General features: G+C 41.2%; 19 protein-coding genes and 2 tRNA genes. 7 read left to right on the top strand and 14 right to left on the bottom strand.

Annotated features, from left to right (window positions below; all coding sequences use genetic code 11):
* Nucleotides 1–475 (bottom strand): bifunctional ornithine acetyltransferase/N-acetylglutamate synthase (locus tag MV676_RS00250; RefSeq protein WP_297444237.1); only part of this gene is annotated, 475 nt, incomplete at its 3' end.
* Between the two features lie 90 nt (nt 476–565).
* Here MV676_RS00250 and MV676_RS00255 point away from each other — a divergent pair.
* The 3 genes from MV676_RS00255 (at nt 566) to MV676_RS00265 (ending at nt 3530) form a co-directional block, all read left to right on the top strand.
* Nucleotides 566–1660 carry a tRNA (guanine-N1)-methyltransferase gene (locus MV676_RS00255; RefSeq protein WP_297444238.1) on the top strand — a complete coding sequence of 365 codons (1095 nt, stop codon included), beginning with the start codon at nt 566–568 and terminating at the stop codon, nt 1658–1660.
* A complete protein-coding gene (gene cysK, locus MV676_RS00260) occupies nt 1632–2543 on the top strand; it encodes a cysteine synthase A (RefSeq protein WP_297444239.1) in 912 nt (303 codons plus the stop codon). The genes MV676_RS00255 and cysK overlap by 29 nt, the downstream gene beginning before the upstream one ends.
* A gap of 99 nt (nt 2544–2642) precedes the next feature.
* Nucleotides 2643–3530 (top strand): hypothetical protein, encoded by an 888-nt coding sequence (locus MV676_RS00265; protein WP_297444240.1) that lies wholly within the window; start codon nt 2643–2645, stop codon nt 3528–3530.
* Nucleotides 3531–3533: 3 nt separating this feature from the next.
* Here the strand turns inward: MV676_RS00265 and MV676_RS00270 are convergent, their stop codons facing one another.
* Nucleotides 3534–4196 carry a carbonic anhydrase gene (locus tag MV676_RS00270; protein WP_297444241.1) on the bottom strand — a complete coding sequence of 221 codons (663 nt, stop codon included), beginning with the start codon at nt 4194–4196 and terminating at the stop codon, nt 3534–3536.
* A 126-nt stretch (nt 4197–4322) separates the two neighbouring features.
* Between MV676_RS00270 and MV676_RS00275 the strand changes: the two genes are divergently transcribed.
* Nucleotides 4323–5864, top strand: a complete 1542-nt coding sequence (locus MV676_RS00275) for a 2-isopropylmalate synthase (RefSeq protein WP_297444242.1) — start codon at nt 4323–4325, stop codon at nt 5862–5864.
* Nucleotides 5865–5914: 50 nt separating this feature from the next.
* On the opposite strand, the gene MV676_RS00280 is transcribed toward MV676_RS00275, so the two are convergent.
* The 4 genes from MV676_RS00280 to MV676_RS00295 are packed head-to-tail and all read right to left on the bottom strand — an operon-like array spanning nt 5915 to nt 10273.
* Nucleotides 5915–6982, bottom strand: a complete 1068-nt coding sequence (locus MV676_RS00280; RefSeq protein WP_297444243.1) for an SLC13 family permease — start codon at nt 6980–6982, stop codon at nt 5915–5917.
* A complete protein-coding gene (locus MV676_RS00285; RefSeq protein ID WP_297444244.1) occupies nt 6975–7946 on the bottom strand; it encodes an ADP-ribosylglycohydrolase family protein in 972 nt (323 codons plus the stop codon). The genes MV676_RS00280 and MV676_RS00285 overlap by 8 nt, the downstream gene beginning before the upstream one ends.
* Before the next feature lie 11 nt (nt 7947–7957).
* Nucleotides 7958–9517 carry an L-aspartate oxidase gene (gene nadB / locus MV676_RS00290; RefSeq protein ID WP_297444245.1) on the bottom strand — a complete coding sequence of 520 codons (1560 nt, stop codon included), beginning with the start codon at nt 9515–9517 and terminating at the stop codon, nt 7958–7960.
* 9 nt (nt 9518–9526) lie between these two features.
* Complete coding sequence (locus MV676_RS00295) at nt 9527–10273, bottom strand: septal ring lytic transglycosylase RlpA family protein (RefSeq protein ID WP_297444246.1); 747 nt, start codon at nt 10271–10273, stop codon at nt 9527–9529.
* Nucleotides 10274–10355: 82 nt separating this feature from the next.
* On the opposite strand from MV676_RS00295, the gene rpiB reads away from it, so the two are divergent.
* Entirely contained in the window at nt 10356–10817 is a 462-nt protein-coding gene (gene rpiB, locus MV676_RS00300) for a ribose 5-phosphate isomerase B (RefSeq protein ID WP_022846998.1), read from the top strand.
* A gap of 17 nt (nt 10818–10834) precedes the next feature.
* Nucleotides 10835–12094 (top strand): serine hydroxymethyltransferase, encoded by a 1260-nt coding sequence (gene glyA / locus MV676_RS00305; protein ID WP_297444247.1) that lies wholly within the window; start codon nt 10835–10837, stop codon nt 12092–12094.
* 50 nt (nt 12095–12144) lie between these two features.
* Here glyA and MV676_RS00310 read toward each other — a convergent pair whose 3' ends face one another.
* Together MV676_RS00310 and rpe are read right to left on the bottom strand one after the other, a co-directional pair.
* Nucleotides 12145–13098: a ribose-phosphate pyrophosphokinase gene (locus MV676_RS00310; protein WP_297444248.1), complete on the bottom strand. Its 954-nt coding sequence runs from the start codon at nt 13096–13098 to the stop codon at nt 12145–12147.
* A 12-nt stretch (nt 13099–13110) separates the two neighbouring features.
* Nucleotides 13111–13761: a ribulose-phosphate 3-epimerase gene (rpe, locus tag MV676_RS00315; protein WP_297444249.1), complete on the bottom strand. Its 651-nt coding sequence runs from the start codon at nt 13759–13761 to the stop codon at nt 13111–13113.
* Between the two features lie 159 nt (nt 13762–13920).
* Here rpe and MV676_RS00320 point away from each other — a divergent pair.
* Nucleotides 13921–13996, top strand: a tRNA-Asn gene (locus MV676_RS00320).
* A gap of 201 nt (nt 13997–14197) precedes the next feature.
* Here the strand turns inward: MV676_RS00320 and MV676_RS00325 are convergent.
* The 6 genes from MV676_RS00325 to pyrF form a co-directional block, all read right to left on the bottom strand.
* Nucleotides 14198–14356, bottom strand: a complete 159-nt coding sequence (locus tag MV676_RS00325; RefSeq protein WP_297444250.1) for a hypothetical protein — start codon at nt 14354–14356, stop codon at nt 14198–14200.
* 232 nt (nt 14357–14588) lie between these two features.
* Nucleotides 14589–14843 carry a hypothetical protein gene (locus MV676_RS00330; protein ID WP_297444251.1) on the bottom strand — a complete coding sequence of 85 codons (255 nt, stop codon included), beginning with the start codon at nt 14841–14843 and terminating at the stop codon, nt 14589–14591.
* On the bottom strand, nt 14818–15372 hold the full coding sequence (locus MV676_RS00335; protein WP_297444252.1) for a hypothetical protein: 555 nt from the start codon (nt 15370–15372) through the stop codon (nt 14818–14820). Before MV676_RS00335 ends, MV676_RS00330 begins: the two co-directional genes overlap by 26 nt.
* A 343-nt stretch (nt 15373–15715) precedes the next feature.
* A tRNA-Leu gene (locus MV676_RS00340) sits at nt 15716–15802 on the bottom strand.
* A 45-nt stretch (nt 15803–15847) separates the two neighbouring features.
* Nucleotides 15848–16990, bottom strand: a complete 1143-nt coding sequence (locus MV676_RS00345) for an iron-containing alcohol dehydrogenase (RefSeq protein WP_297444253.1) — start codon at nt 16988–16990, stop codon at nt 15848–15850.
* A 27-nt stretch (nt 16991–17017) separates the two neighbouring features.
* Nucleotides 17018–17906 (bottom strand): orotidine-5'-phosphate decarboxylase (gene pyrF / locus MV676_RS00350; protein ID WP_297444254.1); only part of this gene is annotated, 889 nt, incomplete at its 5' end.

Raw genomic sequence — 17906 nt, forward strand, 5'->3', positions numbered from 1 at the left:
AAAAAGCGGTTTTCGGGAACGTATCGGTTGTCATTATAGCCTGGGCAGCCTCTTTAGAGGTTGCCTTTCCCAAGTTTTCTACCGCTTCTTCTATCCCTTTTTCCATTCTGTCCATTGGTAGAAATTCGCCTATTACACCTGTTGATGCGACTAAAAATGGTGATTTTCCCGTAAGGTTCTGGCAGATTTTTGCCATTGTTTCAGCGTCTTTCATTCCCCTTTCGCCAGTGCAGGCATTTGCATTTCCGCTGTTTGCAACGATACCGCAAACTTTTTCATAGGCTTTAACCAATTTTTGAGACAGTTTAACCGGTGCAGCCTTAACATCATTTGTTGTAAAGACCGCCGCTGCCGTTGCCGGTTTTTCGGAAACTATCACCAGAATATCTTTTTTATTTGATGGTTTGAGAGTGTTCTTTATGTTGCCCTTTCCAGTTCCACATAAAAAGCCTTTTACATCAGCTATTCCTTTCACCTGCAACCTCTCGCTATTTTTTTCTCATTTTAGCATTTATGAGTGCTGGCTTTAAATTTAAGGAAAACAGGAAGCATAAGAAGGAGAGAGATGATTTTCAAGAGAGCAAAGGAGATTTTTGCGGAGCGCTTAAAACGTGCAGGTATTGAGAATGTCAAATACTTGAGGAAGCCGGGAAGAGGCGACCTTTTTAACAGACTTGCCTACCTTGTTGCTACGGGCAGGTTCAAGGTTGTTGGAAAGGAAGAATTTGGTGAGATTCTTCCCGGTAGAATTCTTGATAGTGCTGGTGGTGTAAACCTGCTCTTTTCAACTGGTAGCGCTATAGCTGATGCAGTTATTCTAAAGTCAAGTGGTAGTTTTAAAGGTGTTTCTATCATATCAAGAGAGGATTTTTCGTATCCGGACATTGCTGTTGACATGCGATTTTTCCCTTCATTGATTGATAAGGAGAAGAGGAGTCTTTTTAATCAGCTTGAGATTATGTTCGGCGTTGTTAAAGATTACTTTACGCCTGAGAACTTTTATCTTATAGATAGGGAAGGCTACTGTGTGCCTTATCTAAAAGAGTTCTTTACGCCGGATGTTCCGTTTGAGATTTGTTCTAAACCTTTAAAAAAGCGCATTGTCGTCCTTGATCCGAATGCTGATGAGACGCTGACGCGGGACGATGTTGATGAAGATACTGTCCTTGTTTTTGGAGGTATTGTTGATCACGGTGAGCGGTTAAAAGGTGCTACCGCTGAAATTTACCGTGGGGCTGTTCACAGAAAAATTGCTTACAGAGGTTCAGTACTTCCGGTTTCAGACAGAATCAACGAACTTACAAAGCTGTTGTGTGATTTTCTCACGTGCACCGATTCCCTTGAGGAGGTTATAAGACGGAATCTTACCAGACAGGCAAAGTTAAGGATTGCGAGAGAATCCGTTGCTGCTAATTTAAAAAGAATTAAAGATGTAAACGGCGTTCATAAATGTTTACCGCTCTCTTTTTACAATCAACTTGCTGAGGGATTTTCCCTTAAAGATTTCCACTTTCGCAAGGCTTCAAAGCACGTAAACGGATTTACAGTCGTAAAAGATGAAATTCTTGATAAAATAATAAAAGAAGAAGCTGTAAAAGGCAGAAAAATTTTGCAGATAGAGGGTTTAATTGATGGGTATATTGTCAAGAAGTATCCTTGAACTTATTGGAAATACGCCTCTTTTTGAACTTACCGTTGAAGGTGTGACCTTTTACGCAAAACTTGAAATGTTTAATCCCGGCGGCAGTATAAAGGACAGAGTTGCCCTTTCTATCGTTGAGGATGCAGAGAAAAGAGGGCTTTTAAAGAAGGGAAAGAGAGTAATAGAGGCTACAAGCGGAAACACGGGAATAGGTCTTGCCCTTGTCTGTGCTGCAAAAGGTTACGGCTGCACGATTGTTATGCCGGAAAACATGAGTGAGGAAAGAAAGAAGATACTGAAGGCTTACGGTGCTGAACTTATTTTAACGCCTGCTTCTCTTGGAATCCCCGGTGCTATTGGAGAGGTTGAAAGGCGAATATCTGAAAATCCCGATTTATACTTTCCTGCCCGGCAGTTTAAAAATCCTGCAAATATAAAAGCTCACTACGAAGGTACTGCTGTTGAGATACTGGAACAGCTTGGAGAGATTCCCGGTTCTTTTGTAGCCGGAGTCGGAACAGGCGGCACGTTAACGGGTGTTGGCAGAAAGTTTAAAGAGGTAAATCCTGATGCCGTTATTGTTGCGGTAGAACCTGAAGAATCCGCTGTTATATCCGGAAGCAAACCCGGCATCCATAAGATTCAGGGAATAGGTGCCGGTTTTATTCCTGAAACACTTGATATGTCTGTTGTTTCTTTCCCTATCACTGTAACTTTTGATGAGGCAAAGTATTACTGTGAAAAACTTGCCGGAGAGTTTGGAATACTTGCCGGTATCTCTTCCGGTGCAAATATCGCCGCTGTTTTAAAAGCCTTTAAAGATGGGAAGCTTAAAACACCTGTTGTTACAGTTTTTCCTGATACCGGCGAGCGTTACCTTTCAACTGAACTGTTTGGATAGGGGGCTGTTATAGAGATAAGAAAAATAGAAGGTATTATCCCTGCTGAAGCAATAAGCAGGAATCTTCCAGCAAAGCTTCAGGATTTTTCACGGAGAGATATGGAGAAGCTTCTCTCTTCTGTCATTCAGGGAGAGAGGAAGGGTGATTCTACCGATGAGTTAAAAGGAAAAAAATTAAAACTGAAATTTCTCGGATATACGGAAGATGGAAAGGCAAAGATTTTAGTTGGAAACAGAGTAATTGTTGCTGAGGTTGACGTTGATGAAGAGTTTGAACCGGGGCAGATTCTTACTTTTATCATAAAGTCCTTGTCGCCGAAGCTTGAGCTAAAGCTTGTAGAGATTGATCCTGAGTGGGCGCAGAAGTTCATTCTGAAATCGCTTCTACCTTTTCTTGATGCCGATTCGTTTGAAAAAATCGTTTCTATATATTTAAAGAAACACTACCCTGAAGTCTGGAATGCCGGGACTTTTGATGATAAGTTTTTTGCAAACTTTCTCTCTTCTCTCTTTTCATCCGAAACGATTTTTAAATTGATTGCCGCCGCTAAAGAGCTTGTCGCTTCTTCACGGGGAAAACTTTCAGAAGAAGATTATAAAAAGCTACTTCTTGCCATTATGGCTTTTTACTTTCTGCCTGTCGGAGATGTCGTTCTTTTCCCTATCAAAATTAAAGATACTGACATAGATGTTTACTTTGAAAAAGAGGAAGACGGGGTTAAGGTGGAGATTGAAATTAACAGGAAAGGCATCTCTGTATTTGTCTCTCTTTTTGTTATAAATAATGAAGTTTCTGTTGACTTTTTAACAGAGGATGAGAGGATTTTAAATAAACTTAAGCTTCTTGATGAACAGTTAAAGAATAAGCTGCTTTCTGCAGGGTTTGTTCCCGTTGCTGTCTCTTACAGATTGGAAAGACCGCCTGATAAAAGTCAGATAGAGACCGTAAGGTTAAAACTTTCAGGCAGAATAAACATCTCTGTATAATGTTCACAGGAAAGCTTTTTCTTTTATCTTTTCTGGTAGGTTTTTAAGTATTGGATGATTTTTGATGTGGTTTCTGTCGTTTTCGCCGTTGATATTTCTTATAATCACCCTGCCAGAGCCTTTTCCGTATGCGTTTGTAAAGTCATAAACGGCACCTATGATTGTTAACTTTCCACTTTCTACGATGTGACCGTACATTTTCATGGCTTCTGATACCTGGTAGTCAACGTTTTTTTCAACACCTTCAAGCCACATCTTTTTAAAGTTATCGCTTCTTTTCACCGTTGAAAGAGGTATGTGGAGATGGTCAAGGGTGTTTTTAATGTTTATCGGTTCGTCTGAATAGTTGCTTAATGCTGCCTTTACGGCACCGCAGTGGGTATGTCCCAATATCAGAAGGATAGGTGTTTTCAGGTTGTAGATGCCAAAATCTATTGAACCTCTTGATGGTGCAATCTGATTGCCGATGTTTGTTATGAGGAAAATTTTGTCTGTTGGATCTTCGAAAAATATTGTTGCGTGGACTCTTGCGTCTGAGCAGTTTACCATTGTTATTACCGGATGCTGGCACTCTATAAACGGTTCAAAGTAGGATTTATCGCGGGAATTAACCCAGTTGCTGTTTCCCTCTATCAAAGCTTTTAAAATTGTTTCCTGTGCTTCCACCGGTTAACTGCCTCCTTACATAGATAAATTGTGTTTTATTCTATCACCTTAACTTATGTTCCTTGAAAAAGATACCTGTAAACTATAATATTAAACGATAACTGATTACAACTACAGGAGGCGGTCGTGGAACGGGAAAAACTTTACATATTTGATACTACTCTTCGGGATGGTGAACAAACCCCTGGTGTTAACCTGACGGTTGACGAAAAAGTTCAAATAGCAAAGCAACTTGAAAGGCTTGGCGTTGACATAATAGAGGCTGGATTTGCGATAAGTTCGCCTGCCGATTTTGAAGCTATTAAAAGGATAGCTGAAGAAGTGAAAAATTCAACAGTCTGTTCTCTTGCAAGGGCCGTTGAAGCAGATATAAAAGCTGCGTGGGATGCGCTTAAAAGTGCTGCAAGACCGAGAATTCACACATTTATAGCAACATCGGACATTCACCTTAAGTATAAGTTGAGAATGACAAGAGAAGAGGTTTTAAAGCGTGCTGTTGACGCTGTCAAGATGATTATTGACATAAGTGAAGGAAGAGCTGAAGTTGAATTTTCACCTGAAGATGCCGTAAGAACGGAACTTTCTTACCTCTATGAAGTTCTTGAGGCTGTTATAGAAGCGGGGGCAAAAGTTGTTAACATTCCTGATACTGTGGGATATGCTATTCCGGATGAGTGGCACGATAGAATCCTCGCCATAAAGGAGAATGTTAAGAATATAGACAAAGCCATAATAAGTGTTCACTGCCATAACGATTTGGGACTTGCCACTGCTAACTCTCTACTTGCAGTTAAGGCAGGTGCAAGGCAGGTTGAATGTACGATAAACGGCATTGGTGAAAGAGCCGGTAACGCTGCAATGGAAGAGATTGTAATGGCTATAAAAGTTAGAAAGGACCAATTTCCTGTTTATACGGACATAGATACTACACAAATTTATAGAACATCTCAGCTTGTAAGCAGGCTTACAGGAATTATCATTTCAAGAACAAAGCCTATCGTTGGTGACAACGCTTTTGCTCACGAATCCGGGATTCATCAACACGGCGTTCTTGCAAAGAGAGAGACCTATGAGATCATGAAACCTGAAGATATCGGACTTAAAGAATCTAAAATCGTTCTCGGTAAGCATTCAGGAAGTCATGCATTCAGGAAGAAGCTTGAAGAAATGGGCATAGAGCTCTCAGAGGAGAAATTAAAAGAAGCATTCAAGAGGTTTAAAGAGCTTGCCTCCAGGAAGAAAGAGATATTTGATATTGATATTGAGCTTATTGTTGAAGGTCTTGAGGAAGGAGCAAGGGACAAAAATTACAAACTTCTTTACAATCAGGCCGTGAGTGGTGAGGGTATTATTCCTTCGGCTACCGTTAAGATAGATACGCCTCACGGCGAAAAGTTAGGACTTGCAGTCGGTAACGGTCCTGTTGATGCTACTTACAAGGCGATTAAAAATGCCCTTAACATAGGTGATGAGATTCAGCTTAAAGATTTCAAGATAAGGGCTTTGACATCTGGAACAGACGCTCTTGCTGAAGTTTTCCTTACGATAGAGTTTGAAGGAATGAGCGTTAGTGGTAGAGGTGTTGACCCCGATATAGTTAGAGCTTCAGCTCTTGCTTTCCTTGAAGCACTTGACAGACTTGAAAAGAGGAAGAAAAAGCACCATTGAAAATTGGAATAAAAGGGCGAAGTGTTAATCACTTCGCCTTTTACAAACCTTCACATTATTATCAGTGAAAAGGTTAGAGATGCGAAAAACAGAAAAAAGCTGGCCAGGTGGAATATTAAGAGGTATTTTCCCGCTAAATTATCAAACTTATTTTTAAATAATTTGAAAGCTATTAGATTTGCAAGTGAACCTACAAGCGTTCCAAATCCACCTATATTAACACCTATTAAAAGGCTTTTCCACAGTTTCGTAAATTTGGCAAGCAGTAGTGCGGCCGGTACGTTGCTTATTATCTGGCTTAAAAAGGCACTGTAAATCAGTGTTCTTTGGGGATTCATAAGGGAAAATTTTAGTATTGAACTAATGTTTGATGTAAAACCGAAGAAAGCTAAAAATGTAAGCAGCAGAAAATAATCAACCTCTTTGAGTATGTTTTTGTCTTTGATTAGGGCGTAAAGAGGCGGAATTATGCTTACTTCTACAGGGAAGATGTGAAATATTACGCCGATGAATATGATAAAGAAGGCACTATATACGATAGCTTTCGTTCTGTTTATTTCTTCTTCGTGCTCTCTCTCTGTTATGTTAATGTTCTTTCTGCCAAAAAAGAGCGCAAGTCCTACTATGATTGAAAAAGAGAAAATGAAAAACGGAAGGATTGCCCCCATAAAGACTGCAGGATGTAAGTGGTAGTAGTAATAAATGAAAATGTTTTGAGGGTTGCCGAACGGGGTTAGAGCAGATGCTCCGTTAACAGACAGGGCTTCCAATATAACAAGCAGCATTATTTTTTCTTCAGGTATGGAGAGAGATAAAGTGAGGGGAACAACCGTAAAAAGTGCCACGTCGTTTGTTACGAACATAGATAGCCCACCGGACAGAATTGTGAGCTTCAGAAATGGATTTCCTTTTTCAAAAAAGGATGCAACTTTTACAAATAAACGGCTTTTCTCAAGGCCTTTTGTAATTACAAGAAAGTTGAACAGAATGACAAGTATTTTAAAATCTCTAATTGTGAGTTTCGGTAGTATTTTAAAAAAGAGTGAAGACAGAACAGTGGCTGTTAGAGCCACGAAAAAGATCCATTCCTCTTTTGCAATTTTGAATAATTTATTCATTTTTAATCTTCTCGAAAATTTTTTCAGATATCAGTTTGAGATATCCGGCGTTTTCTATGTTTCTTAGCCAATCTTTCGGTATTGCATCTATTCCATTGTAGCATCCCGAAAGGGCGCCGGTAAGAAATCCGATTGCGTCGGTGTCGCCTCCAAATTCTCCGTAGGCGTTAACGGCTCTCAAGAGGCTTTTTCTAAAGTCTTTTCCCCACTTCAGGAATATGTAGAGGGAAAGGGCAAACGGTTCAAGGACAAAGTTTCCGTTTCCAAACCTTAAAATAAGTTCGTCTAATTCATCAATGTTCTCTTTTACTGTCGTTATCACCATGTCTATGTAGGATTTTACGATTTCAACCTGAGAGAAAGAGTGCAGGAGTTCTAAAAAGTGCAGTTTTCCCTCTTCCATCTCAAGAAATATTCTTTCTCCTGTGATGGTTGATACTGCAACTGCTATTAGCCCGGCCGTATCAATCAGTATGTCGTCTTTATAAACGATGGAAGCAAGGTGGCTTCCCTCCTGGTATGCCTCTTCGCTGTTGTCCCATCTAAAAAGTCCTGCTGCAACTGCAGGAAGGGCTCCGTCAATCTCTGTTCCTTTCACTCTTGCATCATCTGGCAGAGCGCCGCTTTTGTAAGCGAGGGCAGCGTTAATGTGGCCACCTGCAGGATATCGGTGATTTTTTTCATCTTTTACCCATTCTATAAGTTTTTCAACGTAGAACTCCTCGTCTATCTTTCCCTTTTCGGCGTACATCTCGAGAGCTATGAGGAACATCTGTGTTTCGTGAGAGTACTGTCCCTTTTTTAAAAATGGACATACAGATGAAGGGGAAGGTTCTACAAAGTCTGTGATGGCACCTCCGTAATTTTTCTTTACGGTTTCTCTGTCCATCTCTTCTGTAAGCGTTCCAAGGGCATCTCCTATTGCCCCTCCAAAAACTGTTCCTTTTATCCTTTTAAGAAGCACTGTTTCCTCCTTTAAACAGAGTTAATCAGATCCTGAAATGTGAACGTGCTGTGAAATCTCATATCTTCCCTTTCGTAAGGGAAGTCACTCCTGTAGTGGCCGCCTCTGCTTTCTTCTCTTCTCATGGCGCTTATAGCTATGCCAAGTGCCAGTATAGCTCCGTTTTTAACCTCGTAAGATGAATTTGAACGTATCATTCTTCTAAACAGTTCTATTGCTTTTGTCAGTCCACCTCCATCTCTTATGATGCCGGCATACTTCCACAATGCCTGTTTAAGGTCCTTCATTGTAAAGGTTTCATCTGTAGTTTTTCTTACAAGAGGTGGAACGTTAAAGGGTATCTTTTCAAAGTCAAGGGACAGGAATCTTAGATCTCTGTACATTCCATAAGCTGTTCTTTCGCCGAATACAATACATTCAAGGAGAGAATTGCTGGCAAGCCTGTTTGCACCGTGAACGCCTGTGCAGGAAGCTTCCCCTATGGCAAACAGTCCTGTAATGTTTGTTCTGCCGAAGGTGTCAACGTTGATACCGCCAATATAATAGTGAGCAACAGGTGTTATGGGAATAAGATCCTTTTCGGGATCGTATCCGACTTCTTTCAGTTTTTCGGTTATAGTTGGAAAACGCTCCTTGATGTTTATTCCCTTTTCCTTTATGGGCCTGAAGTCAAGGAAAACCTTTCCGCCTGTTATTTTTTTCTGATTTTCGATAGCTCTTGTTACCACGTCTCTTGGAGCCAGCTCCCAGAGCGGATGGTAGTCTCCCATGAATCTTCTGCCGTAAGAATCAACTATTATTGCTCCTTCGCCCCTTACCGATTCCGATATGAGAAAGCAGGTTCCGTCTTCGCAGAATGCCGTTGGATGGAACTGCACAAACTCAAGGTCTCTCAGGACGGCGCCGTAGCGGAGAGCCATTGCTATTCCGTCGCCTGTTGATGTTTCGGGATTTGTGTTCTTTTCATAAAGTCCGGCTGCGCCTCCTGTTGCTATGGCGGTTACAGGTGCATGTATGGCGTAGTATTTACCGTTTTTTTCAAATATGACACCGTAGCATCTGTTGTTTTTCACTATCAGCTCTTTTACAGTTGCGTATTCAATGATATCTCCTCTGTAGCTGTCAAGAAGCGCCCTTTCAACTTCTTCGCCGGTTTTATCCCTGTAATAAACGATTCTTGAAACAGAGTGGGCTGCTTCTTTTGTGAACTTTAAAAGTCCTCTTTCGTCCGTTTCAAAAGTGGCCCCCATTCTTATCAGGTCTATTACCCGTTTTACGCCCTCTTCTACTAAAATTAAGGCGGTTCGTCTATCAACAAGGCCTGCTCCGGCTTTTAGCGTATCTTCGTAGTGGAGAAGAGGAGAATCGTCCGGCGGCAGTGCCACAGCTATACCACCCTGTGCTAACTTTGTTGAACATGTGTCTGCAGTATCTTTTGTAAGTATGCAGACATTTAAACCTACCTGGGACAATTTTGTAGCGCAGAAGAGCCCTGCTGCACCGCTTCCTATTACCACTGCATCATACGTTTTGGGAAATTCTTTTATCTCAACGTTTTTAAGCAATTTCATCTTTTACTCCTAATCTATTGTAAGGATAAAGGCGTCCGGGAATAGTTTCCTGATTTCTTCCTTTTTCTCCTGTGCTTTAACGTATGTAAGTTCCGGGCCAACAACAACCCTGTATAGTCCGTAAGCCATTACGATGTCTGCCTTTATTCCCGATTTTTTTACTTTATCCATGAAAGCTTTGGCGTTTGAATACTCTTTGAATGCAGCAAGCTGGACGAAGAAGTTGCCTTTTTGGTAGTTTTCCGTTACGTAGTGGTGGTCTTCTTTTCTTCCAAGGGCAATTATTTTCACCTTCGCCGTGCCTTTACCTAAGATGCCTAACTTTTCAGCGGCTGCGAAAGATAAGTCTATTATCCGTCCGGGGACGAAAGGTCCTCTATCATTTATCTTTACTATGGCTGTTTTTCCGTTTTCAAGGTTTATTACCTTAACGTACGTTCCGAGGGGGAGTGTTTTGTGAGCAGCGGTCATCTTGTACATGTTGTAGATTTCGCCGCTTGCCGTTTTCCTGCCGTGAAAGTTTGGTCCGTACCACGAGGCTATACCTATCTGTTCAAAGCCTTTACTGTGTTTAAGTACGCAGTAGCTTTTCCCGTTTACTCTGTAAATGGACTGGCATCCTTTAACAAGAGTGGATTTCTTTATAGTTTTAGCAGTTATTGGAGCCTTAATTTCTGGTGAGCCCTCTGGCCCTACCAGTGTGATACAACCGGAAATTAACGGTGCTATTAATATTACTGCCGCTTTTTTCTTCATACTCACCTCGGAAGTTTTCTCGTTGCAACAGTTGTGATTTTATATAATTTTATCCTCTCTTAAAATTACTACCGGAGGCGTTATGAAGATAGCCCTTGCAAGTGACCACGGCGGGTTCAGGTTGAAGGAAGTTATAAAGAGGTATCTTGATGAACTTGGTATTGAGTACGTTGACTTTGGCACGTTTTCGGAAGACTCTGTTGATTATCCGGATTATGCCTTAAAAGCTGCAAAAAGTATAATAAATGGTGAGACCGATAGAGGGATCTTTATATGCGGTACGGGTATTGGTATTTCTATTGCTGCAAACAAGGTTCCCGGAATTAGAGCGGCGCTTTGCTACAACATATTTGCTGCTGAAATGTCAAGAAGGCATAACAATGCAAATGTGCTTGCCCTTGGGGGAAGAGTTATAGGTGATGAACTTGCAAAATCAATAGTTAAAACGTGGCTTGAAACACCGTTTGACGGCGGAAGACACGAAAGGCGAATAAGAAAGATAGCAGAGATAGAGAAAACATTCATCTCTGAGCAGGAAAAATAATTTTCAGGAGGAGATAGATGAGAGGAAAAGTTAGAGAGTTTGACCCGGAAGTTTTTGAGGCGCTTAAGTGTGAGTACAGGCGTCAGAATGAACATCTTGAGCTCATTGCTTCTGAAAACTTCACAAGTGAAGCTGTTATGGAAGCTCAAGGTTCAGTTCTTACAAACAAGTATGCTGAAGGACTTCCGGGAAAAAGATACTACGGTGGATGTGAATGTGTAGATATCGTTGAGAAGCTTGCAATTGAAAGGTGTAAAAAACTTTTCGGTGCCGAGCACGTAAACGTTCAGCCCCATTCCGGTTCTCAGGCGAATCAAGCTGTTTACCTTGCCGTTCTAAAGCCGGGCGATACGATTCTCTCAATGAACCTTTCTCACGGTGGACACCTTTCTCACGGTTCACCTGTAAACATGACAGGTAAGTACTTTAAGGTTGTTCAGTACGGTGTCAGGAAAGACACTGAAACGATAGACTTTGACCAGGTTGCCCAGCTTGCAAGAGAACATAAGCCAAAACTTATAATCTGCGGTGCTTCTGCGTATCCGAGAATTATAGACTTTGATAAATTTAGAGAGATCGCTGACGAGATTGGTGCTTATCTCATGGCTGACATAGCTCACATTGCCGGTCTTGTCGTTACCGGACTTCATCCTTCACCGATGGAAGCCTGCCACTTCGTTACAACGACAACACACAAGACACTCAGAGGACCCCGCGGTGGCGTTACAATGTGTAAGGCAGAGTTTGGTAAGGAGATAGACAAGGCTGTGTTCCCGGGACTTCAGGGTGGTCCTCTCATGCACGTCATAGCTGCTAAGGCCGTTGCTTTCAAAGAAGCGATGACACCGGAATTTAAGGCTTATCAGGAACAGGTTGTTCTTAACGCAAAAGCTATGGCTGAGGAACTTCAGAAGGAAGGGTTCAGAATCGTATCCGGCGGAACAGATAACCATCTTATGCTTGTTGACCTTACAGATAAAGGTATTACAGGAAAAGAGGCAGAAGCTGCTCTTGGAAAGGCTAACATTACGGTTAACAAAAATACAATTCCTTTTGATACAAGAAGTCCATTTGTTACAAGTGGTATAAGGATAGGTACTCCTGCCGTAACGACAAGAGGTATTAAAGAACAGGAAGCAAGAAGAATTGCTCAGCTAATTGCAACTGTTCTTAAGAACATCAATGACGATGCTGTGATAGCAAAGGTTAGAGAAGAAGTTATTGAAATTTGCGGGAAGCACCCGCTCTACCCTGAAATGGCATCACTCTATCAGTAAGAATTTGATTTTTATTTGTGGAAGGCGGGCTTTTAAGCCCGCCTTTTTTGTTAGAAGTTGAACATTTTGCTGACTGATTCACCAAAGTGAATTCTTCTTATTGCTTCTGCAAGCATGCCTGATATAGAGAGAACCTTTGCACCTTCAAATGCTTTATCGCCAAGAGGAATGGTGTCTGTAACAACAACCTCTTTCAGGACACCTTCTTTAACAGCTTTTGACAGCCTTTCAACGGCAGGTCCTGAAAATACGGGATGTGTACATGTTGCGTAAACTTCAGTAGCGCCCCTTTCTTTTATTGCCTTTGCGGCGTTGACGATTGTTCCGGCAGTATCTATGATGTCATCAATGATAATTGCCTTCTTTCCTTCAACTTCACCTATGATGTTCACAACCTCTGCAACGTTTGGTTTAGGTCTTCTTTTGTCTATTATTGCAATCGGTGCGTTAAATACCTTTGCAAAGTTTCTTGCCCTGGCAACGCCACCAATGTCAGGTGACACGATAACTGTATCTTCTTCATCAAAGCCAAGTCTTAAGAAGTAGTCTGCAAGAACCGGTCTTGCTTCGAGGTGATCAACAGGCAGGTCAAAAAAGCCTTCTACCTGCTTTGCGTGAAGGTCAACAACAACTATGTGGTTAACGCCGGCAACACTGATAATATCTGCAAGTAAACGTGCGGAGATAGGATCTCTTGGATTAACTTTTCTATCCTGTCTTCCGTAGGCAAAATAAGGAATTACGGCTGTTATTCTTCCTGCAGAGGCTCTCTTGAGCGCGTCTGCAAGCAGAAGTAGTTCCATTATGTAATCATTGGAAGGACTGCACAGAGGTTGGATGATAAAAACATCGTCGTCTCTGACGCTCTCGTTAAGCACAACCTGAATTTCGCCGTCGCTGAACCTTCCTACGGTGACATTGGCAAGAGGAATTCCAAGGTGTCCTGCAACGGCTTTTGCAAGTTCTGGGTTTGCGTTTCCTGTAATCAGTTTTACCTGATTCATTGATACCTCCATCTATCCGATTAATTGTTTAAATTTCTTTACATTTTCTTCTATATTACCTTTAAACACGGCTGAACCTGCAACTGCAACTTCAACGCCGGCGGCGATTATTTCGGAAACGTTATCAAGCTTTACGCCGCCGTCTATCTCTATTAGAAATTTTAAGTCTTTTTCCTTTTTCCACTTTTTTAGCTTTTTAACCTTTTCAAGTGTTTGTGGAATGAACTTTTGACCGCCAAATCCCGGGTTTACAGACATTACGAGAACAAAATCAACAAAGGGCAGGATGTCTGTTAGAAATTCCACCGGAGTTGCAGGATTTATAACAACGCCTGCTTTTTTATCCAATTCTTTTATCATTGATACAGTTCTATGGAGGTGAATCGAAGTTTCAAAGTGAACAGATATCCAGTCAGCGCCGGCATCGGCGAAGGCTTTCACGTACTTTTCGGGCTCTACTATCATAAGATGAACGTCAAGGGGCTTATCAGTGACTTTTCTTATGGATTCTACAACGCAGGGGCCTATGGTGATGTTTGGAACAAAACGGCCGTCCATCACATCAACATGAATGACGTCTGCGCCTGCCTGCACAGCCTTTTTAATGTCTCTTTCCAGGTTTGCAAAATCTGCCGAGAGGATGGAAGGGGCAAGTAGAGCCATTTAAAACCTCCAATAACTATTCTACATCAGAGAGTCAGATACCTGAATTATAGATAATGTTTCAGTAGTATGACAGTCTTCGTCTAAAAATTTGTAAAAATGTCGGTGTTGATTATTGACACCGGAGAAGGAAATGCCTATATTATTCACCGTCAAGGTTCCCCGGTAGCTCAGCGGGTAGAGCGGGTGGCTGTTAACCACCAGGTCGCTGGTTCGAGGCCGGCCCGGGGAGCCATTTTTTATTTAGATACTACAAAAACAAATGGAACAACGTATCTACAAAAACAAAAAGAAATGGAACAACATATCATTACATGTAATTACATATCACTCTTCCGAAATCTAAAGTCTTTCAATAAATATTAGAGTTTTATAAAAAAGGGTGTTCCGTTTTTCCGTGAATGGTGTCCAGAAACGTGATATATCACGTGATATATCACTTTGCAATCAAAATAGTTAAGCAGCCAAGAAGTGTCATGAAGATGTCCATGAAATCCGGTGTGTGATTTGGATGGTTAAGGTCGTAGATTTCTTTTGCTGTAGCTATAATTAAAGTGCTTATGATGGCTAAAGCATGAGGAGAAAAATTCTTCAAGCTGTTCTTTTTCCTCCTGAGATAGGGCGGAGAAGCTGAGCCTGAATAGGATTTTCGGTCTGCTCCAGCGCTGGCGAACCTGTTCAACGCCGTTTTCAAACGTTACGGCGATTACAGGATCCATGTATTCTTTGGTTATTTCTACTTCCGGAGGGATAGGCAGGATATCCATATACGCTCCCGGCTTCTTTTATTCCCTTTGAAATTGGGCTTGGCCGGGAGTAGATGCTGTTTACTGTGGCGATTGAACAGGACATTCTTGAAAAATAGTAAGGTCAATGCCGAGGCGTTTCATTAGGTCCAAAAAATAGTCAAGCAGTTCAGGCTGCTTTTCTGCTATGCGGGCATAAATCTTAGGTAAGTATTTTTTGTCAATGGCCCTTACTTCTTCTCCGTCAAGTTTTACTCTAAAATACCAAAAATCCTCAAGATCTGCTAAAACACTAAGCCGGTTTTCAGGCTCAACTTCCTCTACCCAGCCTTTCAAGAAGTCTTCGTATTTCTCTACTCTCTCTCTGTATGTCCTCATTGAGCAGTATCTCCTCTATAAGCTCTCCTTTTTCATAAAGCCTGTTATGTTTCCACTCTCCCCAGTTCTTAAATATATCCAATTCATGAGCGGTGACTACTTCACCTGTTGGTTCTAAGAAAATAGCCAACCTATTCTTGGAGCTGTATATAACAATTCTGTTGAACTCCGCCTTAGGAGAAATTAATAGAGCTACTTTATCAACGTGAGCCAAAGTTTGAAGGAATTTTAGTGTATATTCTTTTTGATAGCCCATTAGCTTCCGGGATAGCGCCCTGGCTTTTTTCCAGTTAGTTGTTCCAAGTTCTTTTTTCACTCTTTCTGGAATAGCATGTCTTCTAATGTGGGTCCAATACGTCCTTGAAGAAGGGAAAGTTTTGCGGAATATCTCAACAGCTTCTTCTAAGGTCTTAGCATTTAAAAACATAGTTCTGGTATCTCTCAAAATAAGTGTTGTTTGTATCTGCATTTTCTTAACTTTATCCATTCCCTTAACCTCGTTTACTCTGACAGGCACAATATAGCACAGGCATTGAGGGTGGGAGGCAAGGCACTTTTATGTAGTTGAATTTAAGTTATGACTTCGAGTTAATAAATATTGAAATTTTATTATTCACTTTTTCTATTGTTTAAATTGCTATACTGCATAAAGGAAGTATAAAGGAAGTTCGGAAATTTAGAAAAGAGGAGAATACTTTTTAATACTTAAGATTGGTTAATTCTATAAGGATATTTGCTATCTTTCTTTCTCATCATAGAAGAACTACAGAATAACTGAAATAAGGAAAATGCACTAAGTTTGGGAGAAAAATATTGAAAAAATATTGAAATGGTGCGGGAGGCGGGATTTGAACCCGCACGCCCGTAAGGGCACTGCCCCCTCAAGACAGCGCGTCTGCCGATTCCGCCACTCCCGCAACTGTCTTGCGTAGCAGAAAATATAGGATTATTCCTTATAGGTGTCAACTGCTTTTAAGCAATTTTTCAAGAATAATACGGATGTCCTTTTCTGACGGTATCCTGGGGAGGTTTGCCATTAAGATTTTCTTTGCTATTGCAAGCGATACGAAACTGCTTATGTCGTCTTCACTTACACCGAGCGGTCTGAGTGTTTCTGGTTTACCCAAAAATCTCAGGAAATCTTCTATCTTTTTCACGATTTCATAAATGTTACTGCTTTCTATTCCCATAGCTCTGCCAATAGATAGAAGTTCATCTTTTGCGGAAAGTCCGTAGAATTCAAGGACTGGTGAGAGGAATATGGCGTTTGCAAGTCCGTGGGGTATGTCATACATGACACCAAGGATGTGCGCCAATGTGTGGACAAGTCCTGCCCCCGCATCCGTTATCGCCATTCCACCGAGCATGCTTCCGAGCATAACTTTTTCTCTCGCTTCTATGTCTCTTGGATTTCCAAAAGCACGCGGTAGATATTTTGTTATTAGCTTAATACCTTCAAGAGAATAGAGTTTTGATATTGGGGTTGCTCTTTTGGAAACTAAAGCTTCTATACAGTGGGTAAGTGCGTCTATACCCGTGTTTGCCGTTACGTAGGACGGCATGGTCACTGTAAGTTCGGGATCATCAATTGCGATTACAGGAAAAAGATAGCTGCTTATAAGAGGCGCTTTTTTCCACTCTTTTTTGTTTGTCAGTACGGCGTATGGTGTTATTTCTGAGCCCGAACCACTTGTTGTTGGTACGGCAACGAGGGGAACGGCTGGCTTTTTAAAGCACTCAGGTACTCCGATAAATTCTTCCACATCTCCTTCATTGTTTAAGAGACCGGAAATAACCTTTGCAAGATCAATGGCACTTCCCCCTCCAATTGCCACAATGAGGGAAGGATTGAAGTCTTTTACCTTTTCTGTGAGTTCTTTTGCAAGTTCCACCGATGGGTCAGGCATTACATCGTTAAATATTTCAACGTTTTCAAACTGCTTTTTCACAAAGTCGGCATAGCCATTGCGCAGGGCTGATTTTCCACATATTACGGCTACTTTTGAAGTATCAAGCCCGGCACTTTCACATTCGTCCTTCAGCTTTAGAAACGTTTTTCTTCCAAATATTACTTTTGTTGGCATGTGATGTTTAAGTGTTTTCATCTCTTTCCTCTTATACTATTTTTTTAATTATACCGTTTCAATCTCTTTAAGTATCCTTTCTGCCGCTTCTTCCATGTTTTCTGCTGCCGTTATCGGTCTTCCAACGACAATGAAATCCGTTCCGGCACGTTTCGCCTGAGAAGGTATCATGATTCTCTTCTGGTCATTTTTTGCCGCCCATTCCGGTCTGATGCCGGGTGTTACTGTTATAAAACCTTCTCCGAAGTTTTCTTTTATGAGTTTTATCTCTTTCGGGGAACATACAACACCGTCAAGTCCCGCCTTCTTTGCTATTTCGGCAAGTCTCAGCACTTCGCTTTCGACATCTCCCTCTACCCCTATTGTTTTTAGATCATTTTCATCCATGCTGGTTAAAATGGTAACGCCAATCAGCAGAGGTCTTTTTACCCCCATCTTTTCGGCATATTCCCTGTTAAAGTCTGCCACCTTTTTTAAAAATTCAAATCCTCCGAGGGTGTGAACGTTGTACATGAAAACTTCGTTTTCTATTGCTACTTTTGCTGCACCGCACACGGTATTGGGAATGTCGTGAAACTTTAAGTCGAGGAAAACGCCGCATCCTCTGCTGTGGATTTCTTTCACAACGCTGAATCCCCCTCTTAAAAATAGTTCAAGGCCAACTTTGAATGTTCTAATTTTTCCTTTAAGTTTATCAACTGTTTCAATCGCAGTCCCTTTGTCGGGGAAGTCGAGGGCAACAATAACCATTGTAAAACCTCCAAATTTGCTTGAAGCTAATTTAATGCTTTTGTGATTTGAATTGGTAACTTCCCTTGATTTTTTTACAAAATTTTTACATAATTGACGTGATGCTTGAGATAGAAACACTTTTCTAAAAATATACCAGACAAGGAGAGGAGCGATGGGACTGAACATCGTGCAGAAGATAATCAAA

The organism is Desulfurobacterium sp. (genome assembly GCF_027028515.1).
GTDB lineage: Bacteria > Aquificota > Aquificia > Desulfurobacteriales > Desulfurobacteriaceae > Desulfurobacterium_A.

Coding starts and splice junctions, on each gene's coding strand:
- MV676_RS00295 (WP_297444246.1), bottom strand. CDS start 10,273: ATGAAGAAAAAAGCGGCAGTAATATTAATAGCACCGTTAATTTCCGGT.
- MV676_RS00310 (WP_297444248.1), bottom strand. CDS start 13,098: ATGAATCAGGTAAAACTGATTACAGGAAACGCAAACCCAGAACTTGCA.
- MV676_RS00255 (WP_297444238.1), top strand. CDS start 566: ATGATTTTCAAGAGAGCAAAGGAGATTTTTGCGGAGCGCTTAAAACGT.
- rpe (WP_297444249.1), bottom strand. CDS start 13,761: ATGGCTCTACTTGCCCCTTCCATCCTCTCGGCAGATTTTGCAAACCTG.
- nadB (WP_297444245.1), bottom strand. CDS start 9,517: ATGAAATTGCTTAAAAACGTTGAGATAAAAGAATTTCCCAAAACGTAT.
- rpiB (WP_022846998.1), top strand. CDS start 10,356: ATGAAGATAGCCCTTGCAAGTGACCACGGCGGGTTCAGGTTGAAGGAA.
- cysK (WP_297444239.1), top strand. CDS start 1,632: ATGGGTATATTGTCAAGAAGTATCCTTGAACTTATTGGAAATACGCCT.
- MV676_RS00280 (WP_297444243.1), bottom strand. CDS start 6,982: ATGAATAAATTATTCAAAATTGCAAAAGAGGAATGGATCTTTTTCGTG.
- glyA (WP_297444247.1), top strand. CDS start 10,835: ATGAGAGGAAAAGTTAGAGAGTTTGACCCGGAAGTTTTTGAGGCGCTT.
- MV676_RS00265 (WP_297444240.1), top strand. CDS start 2,643: ATGGAGAAGCTTCTCTCTTCTGTCATTCAGGGAGAGAGGAAGGGTGAT.
- MV676_RS00335 (WP_297444252.1), bottom strand. CDS start 15,372: ATGGATAAAGTTAAGAAAATGCAGATACAAACAACACTTATTTTGAGA.
- MV676_RS00345 (WP_297444253.1), bottom strand. CDS start 16,990: ATGAAAACACTTAAACATCACATGCCAACAAAAGTAATATTTGGAAGA.